This window comes from Proteus genomosp. 6, assembly GCF_040139785.1.
Taxonomy (GTDB): Bacteria; Pseudomonadota; Gammaproteobacteria; order Enterobacterales; family Enterobacteriaceae; genus Proteus.
The window spans coordinates 116108-140234 of record NZ_JBEEVJ010000011.1 but is presented as its reverse complement, the minus strand read 5'-3'; the positions used below and the strand labels follow the sequence as shown (position 1 = coordinate 140234).

Below are 24127 nucleotides of genomic sequence, written 5' to 3'. Positions count from 1 at the left end.
TCTTTTTTAATACCGGGTGGATTTTTAGCAACAATGACATCGACGGCATTATTTGCTGCTGGTGTTGGAGTGGCCGCAGCGGGATTGGCAACGATGTTAACCAAAACACCTCCGGCACCGAGCATAGAGGGGCGAAATTCAGAAAGTAACCAATATTTCAGCTCGTTATCAAATAGAGTCGGGCAAGGCTATCCGGTTCCTATCTGTTATGGCGAGATGGTTGTGGGTTCAAATGTAATATCACAAGGTTTGGAGACTGTTTAATGGGTAAAGGTGGCGGTGGAGGAAGCACTCCGAGGTTGCTCGATGACAACTTAAAAAACAAACAATTTCTTAATGTCATCGATTTAGTTTCAGAAGGGCCAATAGAAGGCCCTGTAGGTGGTATGTCAGGTTTTCTATTGAATGGCACTCCTGTTGTAGATGCGGATGGTAATCCAAATATTCATGGTGTTGAGGTTCAGTGGCGAGCAGGAACGCAAACGCAAGAACCATTAGATGACTTTCCTTTTGTAGAAAAAGAAATTCCTGTCAATGTAGAGGTAAAAAAAAGCACACCAATCTTACGTACCATCTCAGATCAGGAAACTGACCGCGTTAGATTCACTTTGGGTGTTTCTGCTCTTGTTAGTCAAGATGACAAGGGTAATCAGTACGATGCTGCGGCAGAAATGCTTATTGAGGTTAATGATGGCTCTGGTTGGATGCATGCGGAAAAGGTAACAATAGGGCCAGGTAAAATAAGCGGTCAATATCTTGAGTCTCATATCATCGATGCGCCTAAAAAGAAACCTTTCCAAATTAGAGTTTCACGATTAACAGATGATAGTAAAAGTGATCTACTGAAAAACGGAACGGTATGGGCAAGCTACACAGAAATAACTGACGCTAAATTTTCTTACCCTAATTCTGCTGTCGTAGGGATGAAAATCGATAAATCCCAATACGGCGACACACCCAATCGTACCTATCATATCAAGGGGATGATTATACAAGTCCCTGATAACTATGATCCGGAGTCTCGTACTTACACTGGCATCTGGACTGGTCGTTTCAAGCCCGCATGGACTAATAACCCTGCATGGGTTTTTTACGATTTAGTCACTAATGAACGATACGGTATAGGAGAGATGATCGGCTCGTTTGGCGTTGATAAATTCGCGCTATATGCCATTGCTCGTTACTGTGATGAATTGGTTGATGATGGGTTTGGCAACAAAGAGCCTCGCTTTACCTTTAATGCCTACATTACCTCTCAACGAAAAGCCAAAGAAGTGCTTGATGACTTAGCGTCTGTATTTCGCGGTATGCCTTTATGGGACGGACAGCAATTAACGTGCTTTCAAGATAGACCATCAGATCCAGTATGGACGTACACAAACTCAAATGTTATTGATGGAAAATTCAAATATACATCAACAGCGAAATCAGCGAGACACAACGCTATCGAGGTGTCATGGATAAACCCGATCAACGGTTGGAGTGAGGAAAGAGAGTTCATTCAAGATGATGATCTCATTCAGCGATTCGGCGGTGTAAATGTTAAGAAAGTTACTGCTTTTGGTTGCACTAGTCGCGGACAGGCTCACAGAGTGGGTAAGTGGATATTACAGACAGAAAAGCTGGAGAAAGATAGCGTTACATTCTCAACAGGAAGAGAGGGGATTAACTGCATTTCTGGCGATATTATTGAAGTAGCAGACGATAGCTTTGCAGGAGTGAAGGTAGGAGGTCGGGTTTTATCAGTTAATGGTAGCACTATTACTGTTGATGCGCCTATAGATTGGAAATATGACGATAAAGGCACTTTCTCATTTTTAGGGGCATCAGGTGGGTTCGAGAAAGTAGATATTCAATCTATTGATGGTGACGCTGTTACTTTGCGGGAGATCCCGAATGGATTGAAACAGTATGGTGTATTTTCCATTTCCAAAAGCACATTAACTACAAGATTATTTCGTGTAATTTCCATTGCTGAGGATAATGAAGGAAATTACCTATACAACTGCATTCAGCATGAACCGCAAAAGGAAAGCATTGTTGATAATGGTGTTGATTTTACTGGGAATCCGCCAACACAGAATGTTATTCGTATTCCTAATATAGAGCGTCTTTCTATTGCTTACGTTGATGACAGCTCACAGGTGCAAGCTAGAGCCATGTGGGCAACAACAACCATTAATAGAAATATTTCATTTAATGTCACTCTTTATAAAGACGGAAAGGTTGTCTCTACCGGAAGCACAACAGATCTTGAATACTACTTCAATGGACTTGAATCTGGAGATTATCTTGTTGGTGTGCGAGGTAAAGATGCTAATGGAATGCTTGGCAACGAATCAAAAGTGCAGATGGTTATTGGCACGCCTAGCGCACCTAGCTCAATAACTGTTGAGTCTGGTTTTTTTGAAATAAAACTGATCCCTCATATTTCCGCGCCGCACACTTTAAATACTGAGTTTGAGTTCTGGTTTTCTGGTGAAAACAGAATAGATAATATCAATGAAATAGAGTCAAAAGCTGATTTCCTAGGTAGAGCTAAATTCTGGACTAAAGGGCAGTTAAAGGCAGGTCATGATTACTGGTTTTATGTACGAAGCATCAATGAATATGGGAAGTCTCATTTCGTGGAAGCGAAGGGACAGGCTGATGACAACACGGAAGCCATTCTCGATGAGCTAGACGGTCACTTCATGACAACTGATGCGGGTAAGCAACTTAGTGAACGCTTGGATTGGAATGCTGAGACAGCAATTATTTTAAGTAACACGAGCTATCGTAATTTCAGGCAGCTGCTAATAAAACATGCTGAATCTCAAGCCGGCATTAGTGAGTTATGGCAAGCTAACGCAACTCAAGAGGAAGCATGGGCGCAAGAAGTTAAAGAAATTTACTCCGCTGTTGGTGATAACACGTCTGCAATTAAAGAGACTCAAACTTCAATTACCAAACTAGATGAGGCTTTTGGTCAGCGATTTACTGAAATCCGCACGGAAATGGATAAGGCTCAAGCCGATATCGTTTCAAACTCTACTGCTATCTCTAACACAAACAAGGCTTTTGCCGAAAATAAAACGCAAGTTCAAGCTAAGTTTGATGAGCAGGAGGGGATGATACAGGAGAAAATGCAAGCCACGTTTGAGCAATCTGGCGACGGTGTTGTTACGCACTCAATTAATATCACCATTAAACATAATGGCGTGAGCTATAACGCAGCAGGGCAAGTGATTAGCGCTCAAGTTAAGAATGGCAAGCTTGAGTCATTCATTGGCTATAACGCGAATAACTTTGCTTGGTATAACCCAAGTAACGGCAAAATGGAATTGTTCATGTACGTTAAAAACGGCCAGATGTTTATGCGTGAGGCCTTTATTAATGAAGCGTGGCTGAATTCCGTTGTTGTTACTGAATACATTAAATCTGGTGATTATGTTCCGGGTAAGAGTGGTTTTTTGATTGATGGGAAAACCAATAATATGGAAATGAATAATGCCACATTTCGCGGTAATTTGGATATTGGCACCAATAAAACAGGTCAGCGCATCGTTATCACTAATAATCGTATTGCCGTTTATGATGATAGAGGCGTGTTGCGTGTTGAAATAGGGGAAATAACAGGGGTTTAATCAATGTATGGAATGTATATAAAACCTGATCACGGATCCTCTTTCTTATTAGACTCTGAAAAAAATCAACCCATTGGATTTTTATCCAGAATAGATATGCCTTATTCTTTAAGAGAAGGGTGGAAAAGTACACCTCACAATATTCAGGATATCAATAAATACAATATTATTTTTATTCCACGAATAATGTCGAGAACATTCAAAACGCAAGGCTCTTATGATTGGGGAAGTTGTAATATCACTAATTATAAAATTGAAGGTAATAATTTTTTATATTATGGCGATAATGGCTCAGACCCCATATGGAAAGACCCAGAAGATGATGCTTGGTCTTCTGATGATCCATTTTTTAGAATGGATATTTACGGTTATTTAAAAGAACGACCTAAATATGATTATGGGATACAGCTTCGAGGAATGAACAATATTTATAACCTTAACTCTGAATTACGAGGCTATTGTGTTTATGCGGAGCTTGTTAGCGTCTCAGGTGGTAAAGAAAATGGCTGGTTCCCACCAAAAGAGTTTTTCTTAAATGAAAATAATCCGATGTTATTTGCTAGACCAGAAAAAGATGGCGTGACTTTTTGTTATAACAAAATGAGAGGATTAACAGTCTCTGAAACATGCAAAGTGTATGTTGTGATTTTCAATACCAATCTAAGGTTACAAGCACCTAAATCAGGTGTCGTTATTTATAACGAAAAAAAAGAAATTACTTATACTTCCAAATATAAACCTCTCCATTTAGGGCAATCAACGTGGTTTGACCGAAATAATGGTGGAACCTTTGAGCAATTGAAAAAGCCCATGATATTGCCCGATTCACACTTTGTTAATTGGGTCGTTAATCGAGGCTATATGGATTATTACCGCACCGGTTATTATTTTATGAGTAATAACAAAGTCGGCATGAGAGATATTTATTATTTGGGTGGTGAGTATGGTGGCCCATATGGACCCACTGGGAGTAATGGTTATAAAACAAATTATGATTTATACGGCATCGAACTTAGCGACTACTTCAATATTTAATTAACCCTCATTTATACCTCTAGGAAAATCTATTTATGATATACACAACAGGCACAGTCTCTACTGTGTCAGGGTCTGCTATTGTCAAAGGCTTTGGCACTAAGTTTAAAAATAATAATCCTGCCATTAATATCGGAATGACTATTTTAATTAAATCGGGAAATACTAATATTCCGTATATGATTAAATCCGTTAATTCCGACACTGAATTAGTATTAGCACAATCCGCATTAGCAACAGCAACTAACACCACATTTTCAATTCATATTACTGAGCCTGATAATAATAGCGATGCAGCCAGAACGATGGTTGCAATAAATGCATACACGCAATATTTCCTTGATGCGATGAATACGTGGATGACTCAGACAGGGCAGACAAAAATTGAGATGCCAAATGGTGAAGTTGTCACTCTCGATAGCATTAAGAAGATGCAAGGGGATATTAGTAATAAAGCTGATTTAACAGCAAAACTAATTCAAACTTTTTTAGGGCCAATTGAATCAATTAATAGCGTTTGGGCTAAAAAATCCACGAATAATAGAGTTGGATTAGTTGCTGAAGATAATCGTCGTTTCATATCAGCACAAGCTGAGAGTGGTTCTGGATATAACGCTATAGATATACCAGATAAAAATGGCACAATGATGCTTGTTGGTGATTATGGATTTGGTGACTCTTTAAAAGGTTTTTTAGTTAATCCTTTTGTATACAACTCAGTGTCACAAGTATTTTCAAGTAATGAGATAAAAGAATTGCCACGGGGTTTTGGTATGATGTTTGCTCATAGGTCTGGATCAGTGAAAGCTTCAGCATCAATTTATACCGGTGGTGGGTCTTCGTCCGGAGATTTTTGGCTAGTAAAGGCATATAACGACGAAGGTGTTGCTCATAAAATATATACGAACGTAAACACAATTGTAGACCCGCAGGGTTTTATCAAAAAAGCCTCCCCAGTCATTAACATTCAACCCGAAGGAACATTCACCACTAACGATGAATCAGAAGGTGCGATTGTTACTCGAGTAGCTCAGGGCGAATACCTTATTGAAGGAGTTCTTGGGTTTAACGCTGACGCCGGCTGGGGCGGTGTTGATGGCGGTATTGAAATTCCACTCGATGTTAATAAACAGCCGTTGATATGGGTAGACTCTAAAGTTATGGAGGACGGTTCTATTCTCGTTAAAACTTATCACCGTACTCACCCCAACGCACCTGAGTTTGCTCGTAATGAAGTAGACGGTTTCAATGACGGTGACCAAATTGATATCCCTGACGGTCGTTTTATTTCCGTACGTGTACAGATGCCAGAGCAATCAATCTATAACGTGAAAATGCGTGAGATGGAAGAAGCGCAGAAAACGGAAGAGGAACGCAGACAAAAAGAAGAGGAGATGAAAGAGCAATACGGGCTGGGTGAAAATGACGCATTGCTATAATTAATTATTCTGCCTTCAAATACTGCACTGAATTTCCATCTGGCAGTTTCTTACTTCTCTCACGATAAAACGCTAGTCGCTCATTAAAGTACTCGCGAAAATGTGCTGGTTGTTGTCGTTCAACTTCCGAGGCAACAACTGGCATATTGAGTCGTTCTTTATATGCGACGCCTGAAGCAGCTAAATCGACATTAACTTTGTCTTTTTCTTCTTGAGTTAGGTTTGCGAGGTTCATAACAGGTCCGGTTAGTTTTTGGAGAGTATAGCAGGGTGTGGAATTAAAAATGAGGAGGTGTGACATACTGTGTCGAGATTGTGACACAATATATGTGAAATGATGGTAAAAATGATTAAATTCTGCAAAGCCAAAATTTGCTGGCTGGCATGGATAGTGGCTTTGTAGGCTAAATAACGTTAATCAATATTTTCACATCATCCGATATTAAATCTATTCAGGAAGAAGTGAATCAACGTACTGCGGAAATTAATCGTATTTCAGAACAGACTCAATTTAATGGCGTAAAAGTGTTAAGTGAAGACAGCACATTAAATTTACAAGTGGGGGCGCTTGATAAAGAACAAATCAGTGTTGATCTGAAAAAAACCGATGCCACTACATTGGGTATCGATAAATTAGATCTTTCTGTTAAACCAGAAAAATTACATAGTGGTTCTGCATCAACTTTCTCTGTTACTAATCAGGTAAAAAACCCAGTATCAAAAGATATTGATATTGATACTACATCGTTAAAAGCAAGTTTAGCAACAGGTGAGTCTTTAGAAGGTGTCTATTATGCAGTGGATGCAACTGGTAAAGAAGATAAAACTAAATTAGTAATTGAGATAAAAGATGCCAATGGTGATGTCAAAACTTTTGAAGCAACCCCAGATACATCAAAAGTCATTGATAGTAGTACTGGCGACTTTATTCCTGGCGGTAAAGTGAGTTTAACTAAAGGTAATGAAGTTAAACCTAAAAACCCACCAACAATTAACGATGCACCATTAAAAGGATTAGATGATGCACTTTCTCAAGTCGATACTTTACGTAGTGCAATGGGTGCAGTACAAAACCGTTTAGATTCTACTATTACGAATTTAAGTAACACCGTTAGTAATCTAACTGCATCACGTAGCCGTATTCAAGATGCGGATTATGCAACAGAAGTGTCTAATATGAGCCGTGGTCAAATTCTACAACAAGCGGGTACTGCGGTATTGGCTCAAGCAAATCAAATGCCACAAAACGTATTATCACTGCTGCGTTAATTTCAATCTTAAATAATCCTCAAATAACACCCACTGCAAATTTTGTAGTGGGTGTTTTATCATCAAAACAATCGTTTTTTTAATTAATCATTTATGAGTATTTCAACTGACTCCCAAGAAGCTAAAATCGCACAAAATAAAATACTATGATTTATATGTTATTTTTTTATGAACAGAATGCACTTTCTATGAGCTGATTTCTTTTAATGAGAGAAAGTATCAATTTAATTAACGGTTTTTCTAAGGATTAGTCACTAATGTTTTAGGGTAAAGTAGTTCTCGTAATGCAATGACAAATTAATTTATCAATGAAAACCCGATTTTTACTGAAAATTTGGCATAGGTGAAAAAGAGGCGCTTTTGCTTCACTGTTCAGTCGATTGCTAAATTTATTTAGCCAGATAATGGTTTCCGGTCTTTTATCCAAAGGTGTCTTTTGTTGTGAGTGATTTGTATACCGCCGAAGGCGTGATGGACAAAAATAGCCTCTGGGAGCGATATGTCCCGTTGGTTCGCCATGAAGCATTACGATTACAGGTCAAGTTACCTGCGAGTGTTGAATTGGATGATCTTTTGCAAGCAGGTGGAATTGGGTTATTAAACGCGGTTGAGCGTTATGACTCAATGCAAGGCGCTGCCTTTACCACTTATGCTGTTCAACGTATCCGTGGCTCAATGTTAGATGAGCTACGCAGCCGCGACTGGGCGCCACGCAGTGTGCGCCGAAATGCAAGAGAAGTTACCCATTCTATTCATCAATTAGAGCAGGATCTAGGACGACCCCCATTAGAACAGGAAGTTGCTGATCATTTGCAGATTGAGTTAGCAGAATACCGGCAGATCCTATTGGATACGAATAACAGCCAATTGTTCTCTTATGACGAATGGCATGAAATTTACGGTGAAAGCTGTGAACCGTCTCAAGACGAAGATCATGATGACAATCCATTACAGATGTTATTAGAAAGTGATATTCGCCAAAGAGTCATAGACGCGATAGAATTGCTTCCCGAAAGGGAAAAAATGGTTCTTACACTGTATTATCAGGAAGAACTTAATTTGAAAGAAATAGGCGCAGTGCTTAATGTCGGGGAATCCCGCGTGAGCCAGCTACACAGCCAAGCCATAAAAAGGCTGCGAGCACGCTTAAACCCAGAGAAATAGAAGTTTTGCTTATTTTTGTTTTTGTTTATTAAGACTACAACACAGGGCTTTATCTCTTATGTCTGTTTCAACACAAAAGAAACGGCCGCTAAGCCGTTACATTAAAGACTATAAACACAGCCAGACTCATTGTCTACATTGCCACAAGGCGCTTGATCGGATCTCTCTCGTATTCAATCGCCAAGTCATCAATAAAGAAGCCATTTCTGAAATGACAGATTTAGTTGATGATGAAACGTGGGAAACGTTACAAGAGAAGTTTTCTGCGCTATGTCGTTTCTGTAGTGAGATTTACTGTAATAGTGAAACTGACTACTTTGACATTATGTCTTTTAAGCAGTATTTGTTTGAACAAACGGAGATGAGCCACAGTACTGTTCGTGAGTATGTGGTTCGTTTACGTCGGCTCGATGAATTACTGACTTCAACTAATTTTCCGCGTCAAGAATTTACGACAGAGAAAATTCAGTCAGACCTGAGTAAAAAGCTCACTCCCTCTGCATTTAGTAACTACAACATTGCGCTACGTAAGTATGAGCAATATCTCGATTGGTGCCAAGAGCCACCATCGATGAGTAGCAGTCACTAATTGCGCTCAAGAGAGACCTTAAAAGGAGTAGCCTAGCCTACTCCTTTTTCTTTTGTCGCTGATAATCACACTTTATTTACCTTTCTGCTTTTCCTCTTATCTTAAAAAAGTCTTTTATTTATCCTTTAATAAGGATATTTGCACTAATAACCTATTTTTAGATAAAAAAAAGCGCCCACAGTGGGGCGCAAGTTTCAGGTATTCATAAAGATATAATTAAATCAACTTCTAGGTTGACTTGGGCGTAAGTATATTTACGAAACTAACTCGTCGCGAATAATAAATATAAAAAGAGTGAGAGTAGTCACAGCATTCAAAAAAATAATATTTTGGGCTATCTCTTTAGAAAAAATGGAGTAACAAAAGAAAAAACCACCTTTAAGAAAACAAACTTTAAAGGTGGTCTCAAAGATAAGGAGAGAAAGAGAGGGGGTAATTAACTAATCGTCATCAAGCTTGCATTGCCTCCAGCTGCGGCTGTATTAATGCTTAATGCTCTTTCATGTAATAAACGCTCTAACAATAAATTTGTCTCATCTCTAGCGAATCCTTGTACTGAAATGATAGCACCTTTACGTTGCGCTATTTTCTGGCAAATTTCTTTAAGTTGATCGCAATCACCATGATAAATAACGGCGTTAATTTTAACTGAATCATCATCCCATTTATCAATAAGAGTGATAGATTTCCTAACGTCATCCGGTAATTCACGATATGTTTTTTGCGAGAATGCACTGTTAACCACAATGGCATGACAGCCTGAAGCTAATACTCCTGCTATTTGGCTAAAGCCATCTTTTTCGTTATCTGCAATGCAAAGTACATTGCCACAAGGAACTAACTGATAAGTATTACGTTCACCAGTCGGACCTGGTAATACACGCAATGTACCTGCCTGAGAGGCAGTAGCGTAATCTTCTAATGCAGCATAATGTGTTTTTTCAACGTTGTTCACTAACCATGCCATAAAGTTATGATAGGTTTGTAACAAACTATTACGCATTGAAGTATCAAGAGGGAGATAAGCATCTTGGCGCGATAAAGTTTGTGTTGTCGCATTTTCAGGGCGTTTAGATAATAAGCGATATAAATAAGCAGGTCCGCCCGCTTTAGGCCCCGTACCTGATAATCCTTCACCACCAAAAGGCTGAACACCTACCACAGCACCTACCATATTTCGGTTTACATATAAGTTTCCTACTTTTGCATGAGTAGCAATATACGCAATAGTTTCATCAATACGAGTATGAACTCCCATAGTTAAACCATAACCTGTGGAATTAATCTCATTTAATAAAGTAGGCAAATCTTGGCTTGCGTAGCGAACAACATGTAAAACAGGACCAAAGATCTCTTTTTTCAGTGAACTGACTTTATCTAACTCAATTAAAGTCGGTTGAACAAAAGTACTATTGCTCTCGATGTGTTTCGGCAAACTATTATGAGTCGCTTGATAAACAGAATGTCCTTCAGTGCGCATCGCTTGGATATGGCGGTCAATACCTATTTTTGCTTCTTTATCAATAACTGGACCAATGTCGGTTGATAAAAGACTTGGGTCGCCAATATTTGCTTGAGCCATCGCACCTTTAAGCATTTCAATTGTGTGATCAGCAACTTCTTCTTGAATACATAAAATACGCAATGCTGAGCAGCGTTGACCCGCACTATCGTAAGCGGAGGCCATTACATCGGTTACCACTTGCTCAGTGAGTGCCGAAGAATCAACAATCATGGCATTTAAGCCGCCAGTTTCGGCTATTAAAGGAACTGGACGACCTTCACTATCTAATCTACCCGCTAGTGTTTTTTGTAAAATATGAGCAACAGCGGTGGAGCCAGTAAACATCACACCACGAACACGTTCATCAGCAACTAAATGTGCGCCAATCGTTTCGCCTTGCCCTGGTAATAGTTGTAATGCAGCGCGAGGAATACCTGCTTGATGAAATAACGCAATTGCTTTAGCGGCAATTAGCGGAGTTTGCTCAGCAGGTTTGGCTAATACGGTATTTCCTGCCGCTAATGCCGCCGCAATTTGTCCACTGAATATTGCTAATGGGAAATTCCAAGGGCTAATACAAACCACAGGGCCTAAAGGTCGATGGGTATTGTTATCAAAGTCTTTTTCAACCTGAGCGGCATAATAATAGAGAAAATCTATTGCTTCTCGTACTTCAGCTATCGCATTGTTATACGTTTTGCCAGCTTCTCGAACGAGGATCCCCATTAATGAGCCCATTTGTTGTTCCATTAACTGAGCCGCGCGAATTAAAAACGCAGCGCGTTCTGCTGGTGGTGTTGCAAACCAAATCTCACCATTTTCTTGAGCTATCGTTAAGGCAAAATCAGCTTCAGCTTGCGTTGCTTCGCGGACAGTTCCTACAATATCGGCATGATTTGCTGGGTTTAGTACTGATTGAGATATTAATGATGTTTCTGGTTGACTAAATTCACCACCAAGTATTGGCTCACAGTGCATTTTTTCTGTTGCTGAGGTTAACAAGGCACTAGAGAGAGATGCCAAGCGGTGTTCATTCGACATATCAATGCCTTGAGAGTTTTTACGCTCATCACCATAAAGCTTATCAGGCAGTGGAATTTTAGGATGAGAAAGTCCAACGTGACCTTCTGTTTGAGCCATTTTATTGACTTCTTTAACAGGATCGGCGACCAGTTCATCTAACGAAATTGTGGTATCAGCAATACGGTTAACAAATGAAGTATTAGCGCCATTTTCTAATAAACGACGCACTAAATAAGCCAATAACGTTTCATGAGTCCCAACGGGGGCATAAATACGGCAAGGACGACCTAATTTACCTTCAGCTATCTTACCTACAACCTGAGCATAGAGAGGTTCGCCCATACCATGTAAACATTGAAATTCATATTGACCCGGATAATAGTTTTGCCCAGCTAAATGGTAGATTGCAGAAAGAGTATGCGCATTATGAGTTGCGAACTGTGGATAAATAAAATTAGGCGAAGACAGTAATTTCTTTGCGCAAGCAAGATAAGAAACGTCGGTATACACTTTGCGGGTATAGACAGGATAATCTTCAAGCCCATCAATTTGAGCACGTTTAATTTCACTATCCCAATATGCACCTTTTACTAAACGGATCATTAAGCGACGACGACTACGTTGTGCTAAATCAATCACATAATCAATGACTAAGGGACAACGTTTTTGGTAGGCCTGAATAACAAAACCAATACCATTCCAACCGGCTAATTCTGGCTCAAAACAGAGTTTTTCTAATAAATCGAGAGAGATTTCTAATCTATCTGCTTCTTCTGCATCAATATTAATACCAATATCGTATTGCTTTGCTTGTAATGTTAATGAAAGCAGGCGAGGGTAAAGTTCAGACATAACACGTTCATATTGCGCACGGCTATAACGAGGATGTAATGCTGAAAGCTTGATAGATATTCCCGGGCCTTCATAAATACCTCTGCCATTAGAGGCTTTACCAATGGCGTGAATTGCTTGTTGGTAAGAGACTAAATAATCTTGGGCATCTTTTTCAGTTAAAGCGGCTTCACCTAACATGTCATAAGAATAGCTAAATCCTTTTTCTTCTAATTTACGCGCATTAGCAAGAGCCTGAGAAATTGTTTCTCCGGTCACAAATTGCTCACCCATTAAACGCATCGCCATATCAACACCTTTACGGACTAATGGCTCGCCACTTTTGGTGAGAATGCGATTTAAAGAGTTAGACAGTTTTTCTTCATTATGTGTAGAAACTAATTTACCGGTGAATAATAAGCCCCATGTAGCCGCATTCACAAACATAGACTGGCTTTGGCCTACGTGTGAACGCCAGTTTCCATGACTGATTTTATCGCGGATAAGTGCATCACGCGTGGCTTTATCTGGAATACGCAATAAAGCTTCTGCTAAACACATTAGGGCAACACCTTCTTGTGAAGAAAGTGAGAATTCTTGTAATAGACCTTGAACTAACCCTGAGCGTCCAACACCATTTTTTTGTTTACGTAATTTTTCGGCAATGGAATAGGCTAATTTATGCGTTGCTTGCGCCTCATGTTCAGGTAAGGTCGCTTGTTGTAAGAGCATCGGTACTGCTTGTATTTCAGGGGTGCGATAAGCAGAAGTAATTGCTGAGCGTAAAACTGATTGAGGATGAATATGTTCAGCAAACTCCAAGAAAGGCTGATAATGAGCGGTTGGTGTTTCAATGCTTTCATCAATATCTTGCTCTGTAAATGTTGAGTCACCAAGATTAACCTGATTATTTTCAACTTGTTCTAGATAATTGAAAATAGCCTGTTTAATTAACCAATGCGATGTTCTATCTAGTTTCTGTGCAGCTTCTTTTAATCTATTGCGGGTTTCTTCATCAAGTCTAACACCCATTGTTGTGCTACTCATGCAGTGCTCCTCATATTCTATTTCTAATTCACAAGTACAGTTACCCGTTATTTTTATTAATATCATTCATGTTGCAACTTTGTGCAACATTGTTAACAATTTATTTATAAATAATGTGAAAGTAGTCAGGTTTTGTGGGTGATTAAAAGTGATCTAATTTATTTTCTCTATATATTTATATATAAATCAATAAATTATATTTATTTTGTTGATGTTTATATTTATAATACACCTTCGAATTAAGACAAATAGTGTGAAGTCATATACAAAATTTAAACATTTAAACGTTAATTTCTTGTTAAATGCAGTTAACCTATTCTAGGATTGATGTGAATGCTTTATCTGTTGCTGTAAGAAATTATTTTAATTAAAAACTGAAAAGATCATTAATGCGCAACGAAGTGCAACGTTCCTGTACAAGTCAAAAGCATACCGATGATCGGAAACAGATTTATGGAGAACTGCAATTATGGCTTTAACTTCGCCAATGCTAATTACATTTACGATCTATATCTTGGGTATGCTTTTTATTGGCTACCTTGCTTATCGTTCAACAAAAAACTTTGATGATTATATTCTTGGCGGTCGGCGATTAGGCAGTGTAGTCACTGCGTTGTCAGCGGGTGCTTCAGATATGAGTGGTTGGTTATTAATGGGATTACCTGGCGTGGTGTTTTTCGCTGGTATTTCAGAAAGTTGGATAGCTATTGGACTCTGTTTAGGCGCGTGGCTAAACTGGCGTTTAGTTGCAGGGCGTTTACGTTTGCAAACTGAAAAAAATAATAATGCATTAACGTTGCCCGATTATTTGACATCGCGTTTTGATGATAAAAGCAAAATGCTACGTATCATTTCAGCGTTAGTTATTCTTACCTTCTTTACTATCTATTGTGCATCAGGCGTGGTTGCTGGTGGAATGCTGTTTGAGTCTACGTTTCATATTCCTTATCACGAAGCGATGATTTATGGTGCGCTTGCAACTATCGCATATACCTTTTTAGGTGGCTTTCTTGCTGTAAGTTGGACAGATACCGTTCAAGCGACTTTAATGATTTTTGCTCTGATCCTGACACCTATTATTGTTATTTTCTCAGTGGGCGGCATTGATACTTCTGTTGCTATCATTAAAGCAAAAGATCCATCTTATTTGGATATGTTCAAAGGGCTTGATTTTATCGCGATTGTTTCGTTATTAGCATGGGGATTGGGCTATTTTGGGCAACCTCATATTCTTGCACGTTTTATGGCGGCTGATTCTAATCAAACTATTCGTAAAGCACGCCGTATTGGTATGACGTGGATGATCCTCTGTTTAGGTGGCACGGTTGCGGTTGGATTCTTTGGTATTGCTTACTTTGAAATGAATCCAGCACAAGCTGGCGCTGTAACAGCTAAAAATGAACGTATTTTTATGGAGCTGGCTTCATTGCTCTTTAATCCATGGATTGCTGGTATTCTGTTGTCTGCAATTCTAGCTGCGGTAATGAGTACATTAAGCTGTCAATTATTAGTCTGTGCAAGTGCGTTAACTGAAGATTTATACAAGCCATTTATTCGTAAAAGTGCGAGCCAAAAAGAGCTAGTTTGGGTAGGGCGTGGCATGGTGTTATTAGTTGCGATAATCGCAATCTTCTTAGCGCGTGATCCAAACAATAAGGTGCTTGATTTAGTGAGTAACGCGTGGGCTGGTTTTGGTGCCGCTTTTGGCCCTGTGATCCTCATTTCTGTAATGTGGAAACGTATGACTCGTAATGGTGCATTTGCTGGAATGTTGATTGGTGCTTTAACCGTGTTAGTGTGGATGCAATATAAATGGTTTGGGTTATATGAAATAATTCCTGGTTTTATCTTTGCCTCTATCGCTATCGTTGTCATCAGTTTAATGGGTAAAGAGCCGAGTAAAGAAAACCAACAACGTTTTGATGAAGCTGAAACTCAATATCGTAATACATAATAAAATATAGAAAATTAGAACAATAAAAGGCCACTTTATTTAATAAGGTGGCCTTTGTTATGTAAATTCATTATAAATTTAAAAGAGAGTATAATTTATAATACTAGTAACTTACTCATAATATTCAAATTTATTATATACAATTGCTGTGCTGGTATCGATTATTGTGTCATCTTTTCTAACTTCACTTACCATATTCCATGTTAAGCAATTATTATATTTATCCCATTCTTGGCAAGTACTATCATACTCTCTTATATCGTCATACAAACTCGTAAATATTTGCGTTTGATGTAAGATTTTATCATCTTCACCATAATTAAATTCTAACATTACTTCATTATTATCAATTGCTTTTAAGAGGCGACCTTTATTATCATAAGAATAATATATTGTACTTCCTTGATTTTCAGCACTAGATTCAATAATTGTTTCTGATGCAATCTTATTGCCATCATAAACAATTTTTGAAAAATCGGTTCCTATGAGTGTTCCATCTCCATCATAGAAATGAGAAGTTTTATTTATTAGTTGGTTCTGACTATTTTTACCATATATTTCATTCAGATAGAGAGTATAGATCTTGTGTAAGCTCTTTAGCTGGTATTTATATTTGATATTATAAGGTTTTGACATTCTTACAAGATTTGTTTCGATTCGCTCATGAATATATTCTTGCGTAGAAGAATCAAATTTAGTAAGAGAGCCACATTCATCAAATTGTATTTCACCTTTATAGGCTTTAAATCGACCTTTTTCAGGTAATGTACTAGTGATGATGATTGATTTTATAGGCCCATAATAAAACTCTAACAGAGTGGGCATATTATTAGACTGGTTCACCTGTTTTTGTAGATCTTTACAAGATGTTGATGTCGCAAATGCTGGGAGTGAAATAAAAAGTGTGTATAGAGAAAAAATAAAAAGAAGTGATAATTTCATATAATGCGTCATCTTAAATTTTATTAAAAGAGAACATGCTATAAAGCATATTCATCATTAATTGATTTAAGTAGTTTTACACAAATTGTTTTTTAATGAAAGTATCACGAAGAAGTATCTAACCATAGATAAGAAGATATGTAATAAATATAAAAACCAGTCTATTTTTGATAGTCTGATTTTTATATTATTAACTTAAATTTGATACAAAAATATAATGTAAATATTATTCGTAGTAAATAAACTCGTTATGAAGCATGGCTTTACTGAAATTAATCACTTCATCATTAAATTTAATCGTACTTTCAAGTTCCTCTTTTGAACAATTAGCAAATTTGTCCCATTCAAGGCAAGTAGTGATAAAGGCTTTATCTTCTCCATTAACGCCTTTGATATAGTTTGATTGAGTAACGACTTTTCCTTTTGGATCATACTGATACTCTACATTTATTTTACCGTCTTCTATTACGGATTGTAGTTTTCCTTGAGGATTATAGATGTACTCTGTTGTGATAGTCTCAGTTGTAGGATCAGACGATTTACTCGTTTCTTTAATAATGCGCCCATCTTTATAGTCGAATTGGCTGGTGATTGTATCCAGTAAAGCGCCATCATTTGCATAATATTGAATTATTTTTTTGTTGAACCGGTTCTGTCCATCTTTATGATAGGTTTCTTGCATGTAGATAGAGTGTGAGCCATAGGCATTTTTTATCTGAAATTGATATCGGATAACAGAAGGATTATTAGGTAATGTTCTTATTAAATTAGTTTCTACATTACCTTCAAAGTACTCTTGCATTGATGTGCTATCTTTCAATAACTTTCCACATTCATCAAAGTAAATTTCACCTTTTAGTGCTTTAAAACGCCCGTCATGGGGTATAGAGCTTGTCATCGTGACTGATTTAACAGGGCCGTTGTAAGAACTGAGCAATATAATATTGCTATTAGCAATATTGGTTTGTTTTTCAATATCAGTACATTGAGTCGACGTAGCGATTGCTGGCAATGAGGATACCGCATAAAGGGAAAGAGAGATAAGGAGTTGTTGTAATTTCATAAGACCGTCCATGTATATATTTGTCATATTTCAAGCTACAGCGCTACTCGTCATACTTCAAGCTACAGCGTTGTTGCCTATGTTCATTCACACTAGTCACATACTTATGTATGCTCCTAGTGACTCATTCACTTGTCGCCTAGCTGTAACTTGAATTATTTAGAGTATTTGTTTGCATATATTCAAGTTGTTGCAAATTATTTAGCGTATAAGTAGTACATAAAATATAGGTCTAGTATAGATAAAATCCTATATAATTAAACAATACATAAAGGTAAGAAAAATATTTTGGTACGATCAGAATTGTTTTTTTGGGGCATGAATATGTTAAACGCATTTTCTTTTATGACTGATACGGCAACTCTGGCCATTTTTGATTTACAAGCGATCCGGCATAGAAAATCAGATACAGCAGATTGGTGGAGCATACCTGATGATGAGTTAAATGAAATGAACAAAGGTAATATCGCATTTATTGGTTTGGGTAATGATGGTTTTTACACTATTAACCTATGCGATAAAATTGAAGATCCAGATGTAAAAATAAACATACATTGTCCATCAGGTGAAATTTTTATTGGTGCAGGAGAGGATACAACTGGCGGTAATTTAGAGCCAGATGATCCACAATATCGTGCAGGAGAGATTATTTTTCTTCCAGTAGGATATTATGATGTATCATTAAAAAAGGTAAATAGCCTACTTTTTATTTCTATCATTTACAGTAAAGTGAAAATAAATAAATTTGAGAGTGTTTTACGTTTATATTAAAGGAATATATAAATGGTAACATAAAGGTATAATAACAATTTAAAAATACTATTATTTAAAGCGCCATTCCTGTACTTTATTAATAAGTTAATAAATGTAGATTAAAAAAACATGGTTATGTTAAGTACAATATAACGAATACGGTAATTATAAATAAAGTTAATCAATTAACTACATCTTAATTAATTAATATGGTTTAAATTTCACTAAAAGAAAAAATAATATTTCAATAATAAAATAAAGAATGGGAAAGGTTTTATTAAATTTAATTAATAAATTTATTGTTCTTATTTTATTAAAAATGACAAATATCAATTTGAACTTGATTAATATAATTTTTAATATTAATCCTAATAAAATTAATAAATTTTTTACCAAAAATACGTAATAGTCATATTTAGATTATAAGAATATACTTAAAATCGAAAAATGTATACGTATTAACATCTATGCTCGGCGAATTTAGTTGCATTTTATGAGTAAATAAGCTGATAATTATACATACTTAAATATTAGTACGTAATAAACATGAAATAAGGTTATTAATAAACTTATTTCATGTTCGCCTTTTTATATTACCAATACAATAAACTAGTCTTATTTTGATATATTACCGGAGAGTTTTATTATGAATAAAATACTTCTTGCTACTGTTATAGCAGGTGTTTTTTCTTCTACCGCTTTTGCAGCTTCTGATAATACCATTCGTTTCCAAGGTGAAGTTTCTGATGAAACTTGTACTGTAACTGTTAATGGTAATTCTGCACTTCCTGTTGTTTTATTACCTACTGTTCCTGTTACAGCATTAGACACAGCAGGTAAAACTGCAGGACAAACACCATTTACTATCGCAGTGAGTGGTTGTACTGGGTCTAAACCAACAGATACAAATATTAAAACCATTTTTATTGCTAATAATCTGACAACAGAAGGTCGTATTGGTAATACAGCAGCAAATAACAATGTTAGCTTAGAAATTATTGATCCTGCGAAAACAGGTACCAAAATTGATTTAACTGGTGTAGGTAACGAAGGTTTAGTATTAAAAGCAAACGAAAAATCAGCATCTTATGATTATGCTGTACGTTATTATGCCGATGATGTTGCAACAGCAGGTAAAGTAGAAGGTAGTGTGCAGTACTCTATCTCTTATCAATAATGCTTATATGTCTCCTTTATATAAAGGAGACATTTTTCTATTTATATAAGAGGAAGATAAGTAATGAAAAAAATAATAATGCTAATTGCCGTATTTTTCTTAAGTTATAGCACAGCATCATATTCTAGTGTCACTATGCTAAAAACACGTATTGTTTATTCATCGGATTCACGCTTTGAAGTTTTAAAGTTTATGAATAACGATGAAATTCCCTACATTATGCAAATATGGGCGGATAAAAATAATCCTAATTCGACCCCAGATAATGCAGATGCGCCTTTTGTTATTCAACCCCCCGTGTTTCGTATCGACCCTAAGACAGGGAGAGACGCACGATTAATTTATACTGGTGAAGGTTTACCACAAGATAAAGAATCTATTTTCTATTTAAACGTAGCACAGATCCCACCTAAAGATTTGAATAAAGATATAAAAGAAGGAAATAGCTTTACGGTTATTGTGCATCATCGATTAAAAATATTTTATCGCCCAACAGCGATTGTCTCGCAGCTAAATAATATCGAGAAACAAATATCTTTCTCAAAAGAAAGTAATGGCAATATAAAAGTTAAAAATGATTCACCTTTCTTTGTGTCATTTGCACAACTTGAGGCCACTAATGCTTCGGGACAAAAATTTATATTTAAATCAACTATGGTTTCTCCGTTATCAACGGAGATATTAGTCGCTGAAAATGGCGGAAAGCTTTCATTTTTACCCGATAAAATGACCTATAAATACCTTAATGATCTAGGTGGACAAAATAGCATGACAGATTTAATTCATTAATAAAAATGGCATTGAAATGAAAGTCATAGAAAAAAGCACAGCACAATTAAATAATAGAATAAAAGTCGTACTCTTAATCGGCTCATTTTCTCTATTTATTCAATCAATGACTTCTGCATTTGCTGATGATTATGAATTTGATCCTTCTTTATTATTAGGTAGCAAAAATAATATCAACATTAATCAGCTTCATGATAGTAATTATGTGGAGCCTGGTGATTATGATGTTGACATCTACATTAATAATCGTTTTTTTGAAAGAAAAACTGTGCGTTTTCAACTAAATGATAAAGGTAAAGTGACACCTTGTTTTAATCAACAACAAATTGATGAAATGGGGATCTTGCTGGATAACGAGATCAGTCAAGATAATAGTCAATGTTTAGTATTAAACCAAATTAATACAAACATTGTAGATTCGTTTGATGCTTCTAACTTTAGAATAATGATTGCAGTGCCTCAAATCTTATTAAAACGAAGACCACAAGGCTATGTCAATGAAGACGATTTAGATGCGGGCAACACCATGTTGTTCACCAATTATTCGGGTAATTACTATAAGAATAAATCGAACGGACAAACTTCAGACTATGGTTTTGGTAGTGTCAATATGGGCGTAAATCTGGGAACTTGGCAATTTCGTCAACAAGCATCTTACTCTTATAATTCATCAAAATCGGGAAGTAATAGTGACTTTAATTGGATAAGAACTTATCTACAAAAGCCGTTACTGACATTAAAATCGATGTTAGTTGTCGGCGATATTTATACAACAGGCGCACAATTTTCAAGTCTGGCATTTAAAGGTATTCAATTAATGTCTGATGAAAGAATGTTGCCAGATTCTCAAAAAGGCTATGCACCTGTTATTCGTGGTATTGCGACGACTACCGCCCGTGTAGTGATAAAACAAAACGGTACTGAAATTTATCAAACAACGGTATCACCTGGACAATTTGAAATAAACGACCTTTATCCAACCAGTTATGAAGGGGATTTATTAGTCGAAATCCACGAAAGTAATGGCAAAGTTTCTTCTTTTACAGTGCCATTTACCGCATTACCTGAGTCAGTAAGGGCTGGTCGCTTTAAATATAACTTTACTGCGGGTGAAGTGAATAACTTTGGTTCAGAAAATAGTTATTTTTCAGATATCGCTTTGCAATATGGTGTGAATAATACGGTAACGCTAAATACAGGGATGCGTGTAGGTCATCAATATCAGGCAGTATTTGTCGGCTCTGTTATTGCTACAAAATTAGGGGCGATAGGTTTTAATTCGGCCTTTTCAAATGCTGAAGTCGGCGGTAATAATTATCAAGGTGGACGATTAGGTATTAGTTATAGCCGTACTTTTAGCCCAACCAATACCGTTATTACACTCGCAGGTTATAAATATTCAACAGAGAATTTCCGCGAATATAATGATGTCTTGGGATTGAGAAAAAGTGCAAGCAATGACATGGAATGGAATTCCAATAGTTATAATCAAGAAAGCCAGTTTACACTGAGTGTTAATCAGTCTCTTGATAAGTGGGGGCAACTTTATATTTCAGGCTCTATCAGTAATTATTATGGTAATAAAGGACATGATGCCCAGTATCAAATCGGTTATTCCAATACCTATAAAGATATTGCTTATAGCCTCGCTTATAGCCGCCAAAAAACGGGGCAAATGATGGCAAATAATACTTTTACATCAATAACAACCGATCCGATATCGGAAGATATGGTGATGTTATCTGTTTCTATGCCATTAGGACGCTCTGATTATTCACCAATGCTATCATTATCTTCTAGTCATTCTAGTGATGATTCAAGTTACCAAACGAATTTATCAGGACTTTTAGGGGAAGATAAAACACTTTCTTATAGTGTAAATGCAGATTACGACACACAAAATAGAGCGGTGGGCAGTGGTTTGCATTTAATTAAACAGCTTCCTTTTACTACGTTATCAGGCAGTATCTCTAATGGTAAACATTACACTCAAGGCAGTGTGGGTATTCAAGGTGCCTTAGTTGCACACAGTGGCGGGGTAACATTAGGGCCTCGTATTAGTGATTCTTTTGCTTTAGTGGAAGCAAAAGGTGCAAGTGGTGCGAGTGTGAGTAATGGTATGGGGGCACGCATTGATCCTTTTGGTTATGCTATTGTGCCTTCCCTTGTTCCTTATCAATATAACAATGTTAGTTTGGATGGGAAAAATATTAGAAATAATAATATTGAGCTACTGGAAAATACTAAACAAATAGCACCGTATTCAGGTTCAAGTACCAAAATCGTTTTTAAAACCCAAGTCGGATATCCTGTATTGATTTCGGTTAAGCCTGAAAGTCCATTGGCATTAGGTGAAAATGTTTATGATAAAGATAAGCACATTGTTGGCATGGTGGGGCAAAGTAACCAGATTTATGTCAGGGTTGAAAATAAAAAAGGGACACTGACCGTCGGTAAAGATGAAGATAGCTGCCAAATCGATTACTCAATACCAGAAGAAAAAGAAGCCGATAAACTCATTTTATTATCAGGTCAATGCTTATGAAATTAAATCGCTGTTTACTTTCTTGTCAGTTCTCTATTTTATTAGCGTTGATGCTATTTCCTTATTTAGCTTCGGCAACATGTTATAAAATAACAACCACGACGACGAATCCCAATAGTGTACTTTATACTGAGCCTGGTAAAGGTTCAGCGAAAAATTGGCAAGGCGCGCGGGATGATTCAGGATCAATGGGAAGTACGCCTAAAGTAATTAATGTTAATAACGATCAGTTTCAAATTCCGGGTACATTAGTGGCGAGTGGCTTTGTCTCTTTTTTTGAGGCGGGTTATGAAGTTTATGATCCTGAACAAATATTATTTCGTTGCACAGCCGATGAGGAAGGAAAGTTAAGAGAGTTTTATTCAACGAATGGTGATTATAACTATGGTGGCAAAAATTTAGTTAATCCAGCTTTAGGATTACAAGAAACATATATTAGTCTTGCAAGAGGATTAGGTATCCGTATTAAAAATACTATTACGGGTGAATATTATAGCCGCTATTGGAAATCGCGACCATTAACAAATTTAGAAAGAGATAGCAAAGGGTGGATCTTAGTAAAAGCAAAAGACTTCTCTAATATGGAAGTAGAGTTATTTAAGATTAACTATGAAAGAACAAGTGATATGCCACCCGCACAATCAAGTAGCGGGCTAATTACGTTTATTAACCAACCAGCAGGTTATATCGCTTTTCAAAGCTCTAACTTCTCTTATTTATTAAAAGATGGTACAGATCACGCTACAAATTATCATGGCTTTTATGCTTATTGGCCTGCTGCTGTAAATATGTCTCGTCGTATTTATATTCGTAATGCGTCTACTTGTTTTGTACGAAATGTTACGCCTTATGTTTCATTCCCATTGGTCACTATTAATGAGTTAGCAAGTGGCAAAAAAGTGACTTTACCTATTACTATTGATTTTTATTGTCAATTAGCACCACCTGCGAACGATGGCATGAGTAATATTTCCAGCGGAACGGGAGCAGGGCAAACTGCAATGGGATTTTTACCTAGACCTACAAATGTTAACAAGGCAATTGAATTAGGATTAACAGTACCTAATGGTGCCGCAATTACCCATTTAGTGACAGACGATTATGGTACTGACTCAAATATGGCGAAAGGGGTTGGTGTAAGAATATATCGCCCATCAGGTATGCCATTAAACTTGTTATCAACATTAGCTAATGAAGGGCAAGGTGAGGGTTATGGTTGGTATCCTATTTATGATGATGCTAGTTCAGTCTCATATAATAATGGTATTGCCGATTTAACTAAAACATTATATGCCTCATTAGAAGCGTTACCGAGAGAGAAAATAACTGCTGGTAAATTTAATGCGACATTACAAGTAATTATACAGGTGCAATAAA

At 36.9% G+C, this 24127-nt stretch carries 16 protein-coding genes and 1 pseudogene; 13 read left to right on the top strand and 4 right to left on the bottom strand.

The annotated features are described in order from the left end of the window. The 4 genes and pseudogenes from ABN212_RS14350 to ABN212_RS14335 form a co-directional block, all read left to right on the top strand. A pseudogene (locus ABN212_RS14350) lies at positions 1-264 on the top strand (tail assembly protein); the annotation flags it as partial. Continuing rightward, positions 264-3626: a phage tail tip protein J-related protein gene (locus ABN212_RS14345; RefSeq protein WP_349443336.1), complete on the top strand. Its 3363-nt coding sequence runs from the start codon at positions 264-266 to the stop codon at positions 3624-3626. The pseudogene ABN212_RS14350 and the gene ABN212_RS14345, both read left to right, overlap by 1 nt. A gap of 3 nt (positions 3627-3629) precedes the next feature. Next, a complete protein-coding gene (locus ABN212_RS14340; protein ID WP_349443335.1) occupies positions 3630-4661 on the top strand; it encodes a hypothetical protein in 1032 nt (343 codons plus the stop codon). Between the two features lie 35 nt (positions 4662-4696). Then, the gene (locus tag ABN212_RS14335) at positions 4697-6100 is read left to right on the top strand and encodes a hypothetical protein (protein WP_349443334.1); all 1404 of its coding nucleotides are present in this window, start codon (positions 4697-4699) and stop codon (positions 6098-6100) included. A gap of 4 nt (positions 6101-6104) precedes the next feature. On the opposite strand, the gene ABN212_RS14330 is transcribed toward ABN212_RS14335, so the two are convergent. Continuing rightward, positions 6105-6335: a DNA polymerase III subunit theta gene (locus ABN212_RS14330; RefSeq protein WP_349443333.1), complete on the bottom strand. Its 231-nt coding sequence runs from the start codon at positions 6333-6335 to the stop codon at positions 6105-6107. Positions 6336-6562: 227 nt separating this feature from the next. Here ABN212_RS14330 and ABN212_RS14325 point away from each other — a divergent pair, with 227 nt between their 5' ends. The 3 genes from ABN212_RS14325 (at position 6563) to fliZ (ending at position 9122) form a co-directional block, all read left to right on the top strand. Further along, complete coding sequence (locus tag ABN212_RS14325; protein ID WP_432807467.1) at positions 6563-7369, top strand: flagellin; 807 nt, start codon at positions 6563-6565, stop codon at positions 7367-7369. 441 nt (positions 7370-7810) lie between these two features. After that, the gene (locus tag ABN212_RS14320; RefSeq protein ID WP_036912728.1) at positions 7811-8533 is read left to right on the top strand and encodes an RNA polymerase sigma factor FliA; all 723 of its coding nucleotides are present in this window, start codon (positions 7811-7813) and stop codon (positions 8531-8533) included. Positions 8534-8591: 58 nt separating this feature from the next. Then, positions 8592-9122, top strand: coding sequence for a flagella biosynthesis regulatory protein FliZ (fliZ, locus tag ABN212_RS14315; RefSeq protein WP_088495242.1), 531 nt, complete (start codon positions 8592-8594; stop codon positions 9120-9122). 436 nt (positions 9123-9558) lie between these two features. On the opposite strand, the gene putA is transcribed toward fliZ, so the two are convergent. Further along, positions 9559-13527 carry a trifunctional transcriptional regulator/proline dehydrogenase/L-glutamate gamma-semialdehyde dehydrogenase gene (putA, locus tag ABN212_RS14310; RefSeq protein WP_349443332.1) on the bottom strand — a complete coding sequence of 1323 codons (3969 nt, stop codon included), beginning with the start codon at positions 13525-13527 and terminating at the stop codon, positions 9559-9561. A 469-nt stretch (positions 13528-13996) separates the two neighbouring features. Here putA and putP point away from each other — a divergent pair, with 469 nt between their 5' ends. Then, a complete protein-coding gene (putP, locus tag ABN212_RS14305; RefSeq protein ID WP_109374192.1) occupies positions 13997-15481 on the top strand; it encodes a sodium/proline symporter PutP in 1485 nt (494 codons plus the stop codon). 111 nt (positions 15482-15592) lie between these two features. On the opposite strand, the gene ABN212_RS14300 is transcribed toward putP, so the two are convergent. Together ABN212_RS14300 and ABN212_RS14295 are read right to left on the bottom strand one after the other, a co-directional pair. After that, the gene (locus ABN212_RS14300) at positions 15593-16423 is read right to left on the bottom strand and encodes a hypothetical protein (RefSeq protein ID WP_349443331.1); all 831 of its coding nucleotides are present in this window, start codon (positions 16421-16423) and stop codon (positions 15593-15595) included. Positions 16424-16649: 226 nt separating this feature from the next. Continuing rightward, entirely contained in the window at positions 16650-17498 is an 849-nt protein-coding gene (locus ABN212_RS14295) for a hypothetical protein (RefSeq protein ID WP_198625740.1), read from the bottom strand. 312 nt (positions 17499-17810) lie between these two features. On the opposite strand from ABN212_RS14295, the gene ABN212_RS14290 reads away from it, so the two are divergent. The 5 genes from ABN212_RS14290 to ABN212_RS14270 all read left to right on the top strand — a co-directional run bounded on the left by ABN212_RS14290 (position 17811) and on the right by ABN212_RS14270 (position 24126). Continuing rightward, positions 17811-18257 carry a DUF6386 family protein gene (locus tag ABN212_RS14290; protein ID WP_232797464.1) on the top strand — a complete coding sequence of 149 codons (447 nt, stop codon included), beginning with the start codon at positions 17811-17813 and terminating at the stop codon, positions 18255-18257. Positions 18258-18885: 628 nt separating this feature from the next. Beyond that, positions 18886-19416 carry a fimbrial protein gene (locus tag ABN212_RS14285; RefSeq protein WP_198621004.1) on the top strand — a complete coding sequence of 177 codons (531 nt, stop codon included), beginning with the start codon at positions 18886-18888 and terminating at the stop codon, positions 19414-19416. A 63-nt stretch (positions 19417-19479) separates the two neighbouring features. Continuing rightward, positions 19480-20205, top strand: a complete 726-nt coding sequence (locus ABN212_RS14280) for a fimbrial biogenesis chaperone (RefSeq protein WP_198625739.1) — start codon at positions 19480-19482, stop codon at positions 20203-20205. Between the two features lie 16 nt (positions 20206-20221). Beyond that, positions 20222-22750: a fimbria/pilus outer membrane usher protein gene (locus ABN212_RS14275; RefSeq protein WP_198625738.1), complete on the top strand. Its 2529-nt coding sequence runs from the start codon at positions 20222-20224 to the stop codon at positions 22748-22750. Further along, positions 22747-24126 (top strand): fimbrial protein, encoded by a 1380-nt coding sequence (locus tag ABN212_RS14270; protein WP_349443330.1) that lies wholly within the window; start codon positions 22747-22749, stop codon positions 24124-24126. The genes ABN212_RS14275 and ABN212_RS14270 overlap by 4 nt, the downstream gene beginning before the upstream one ends. Position 24127: the final 1 nt, after the last annotated feature.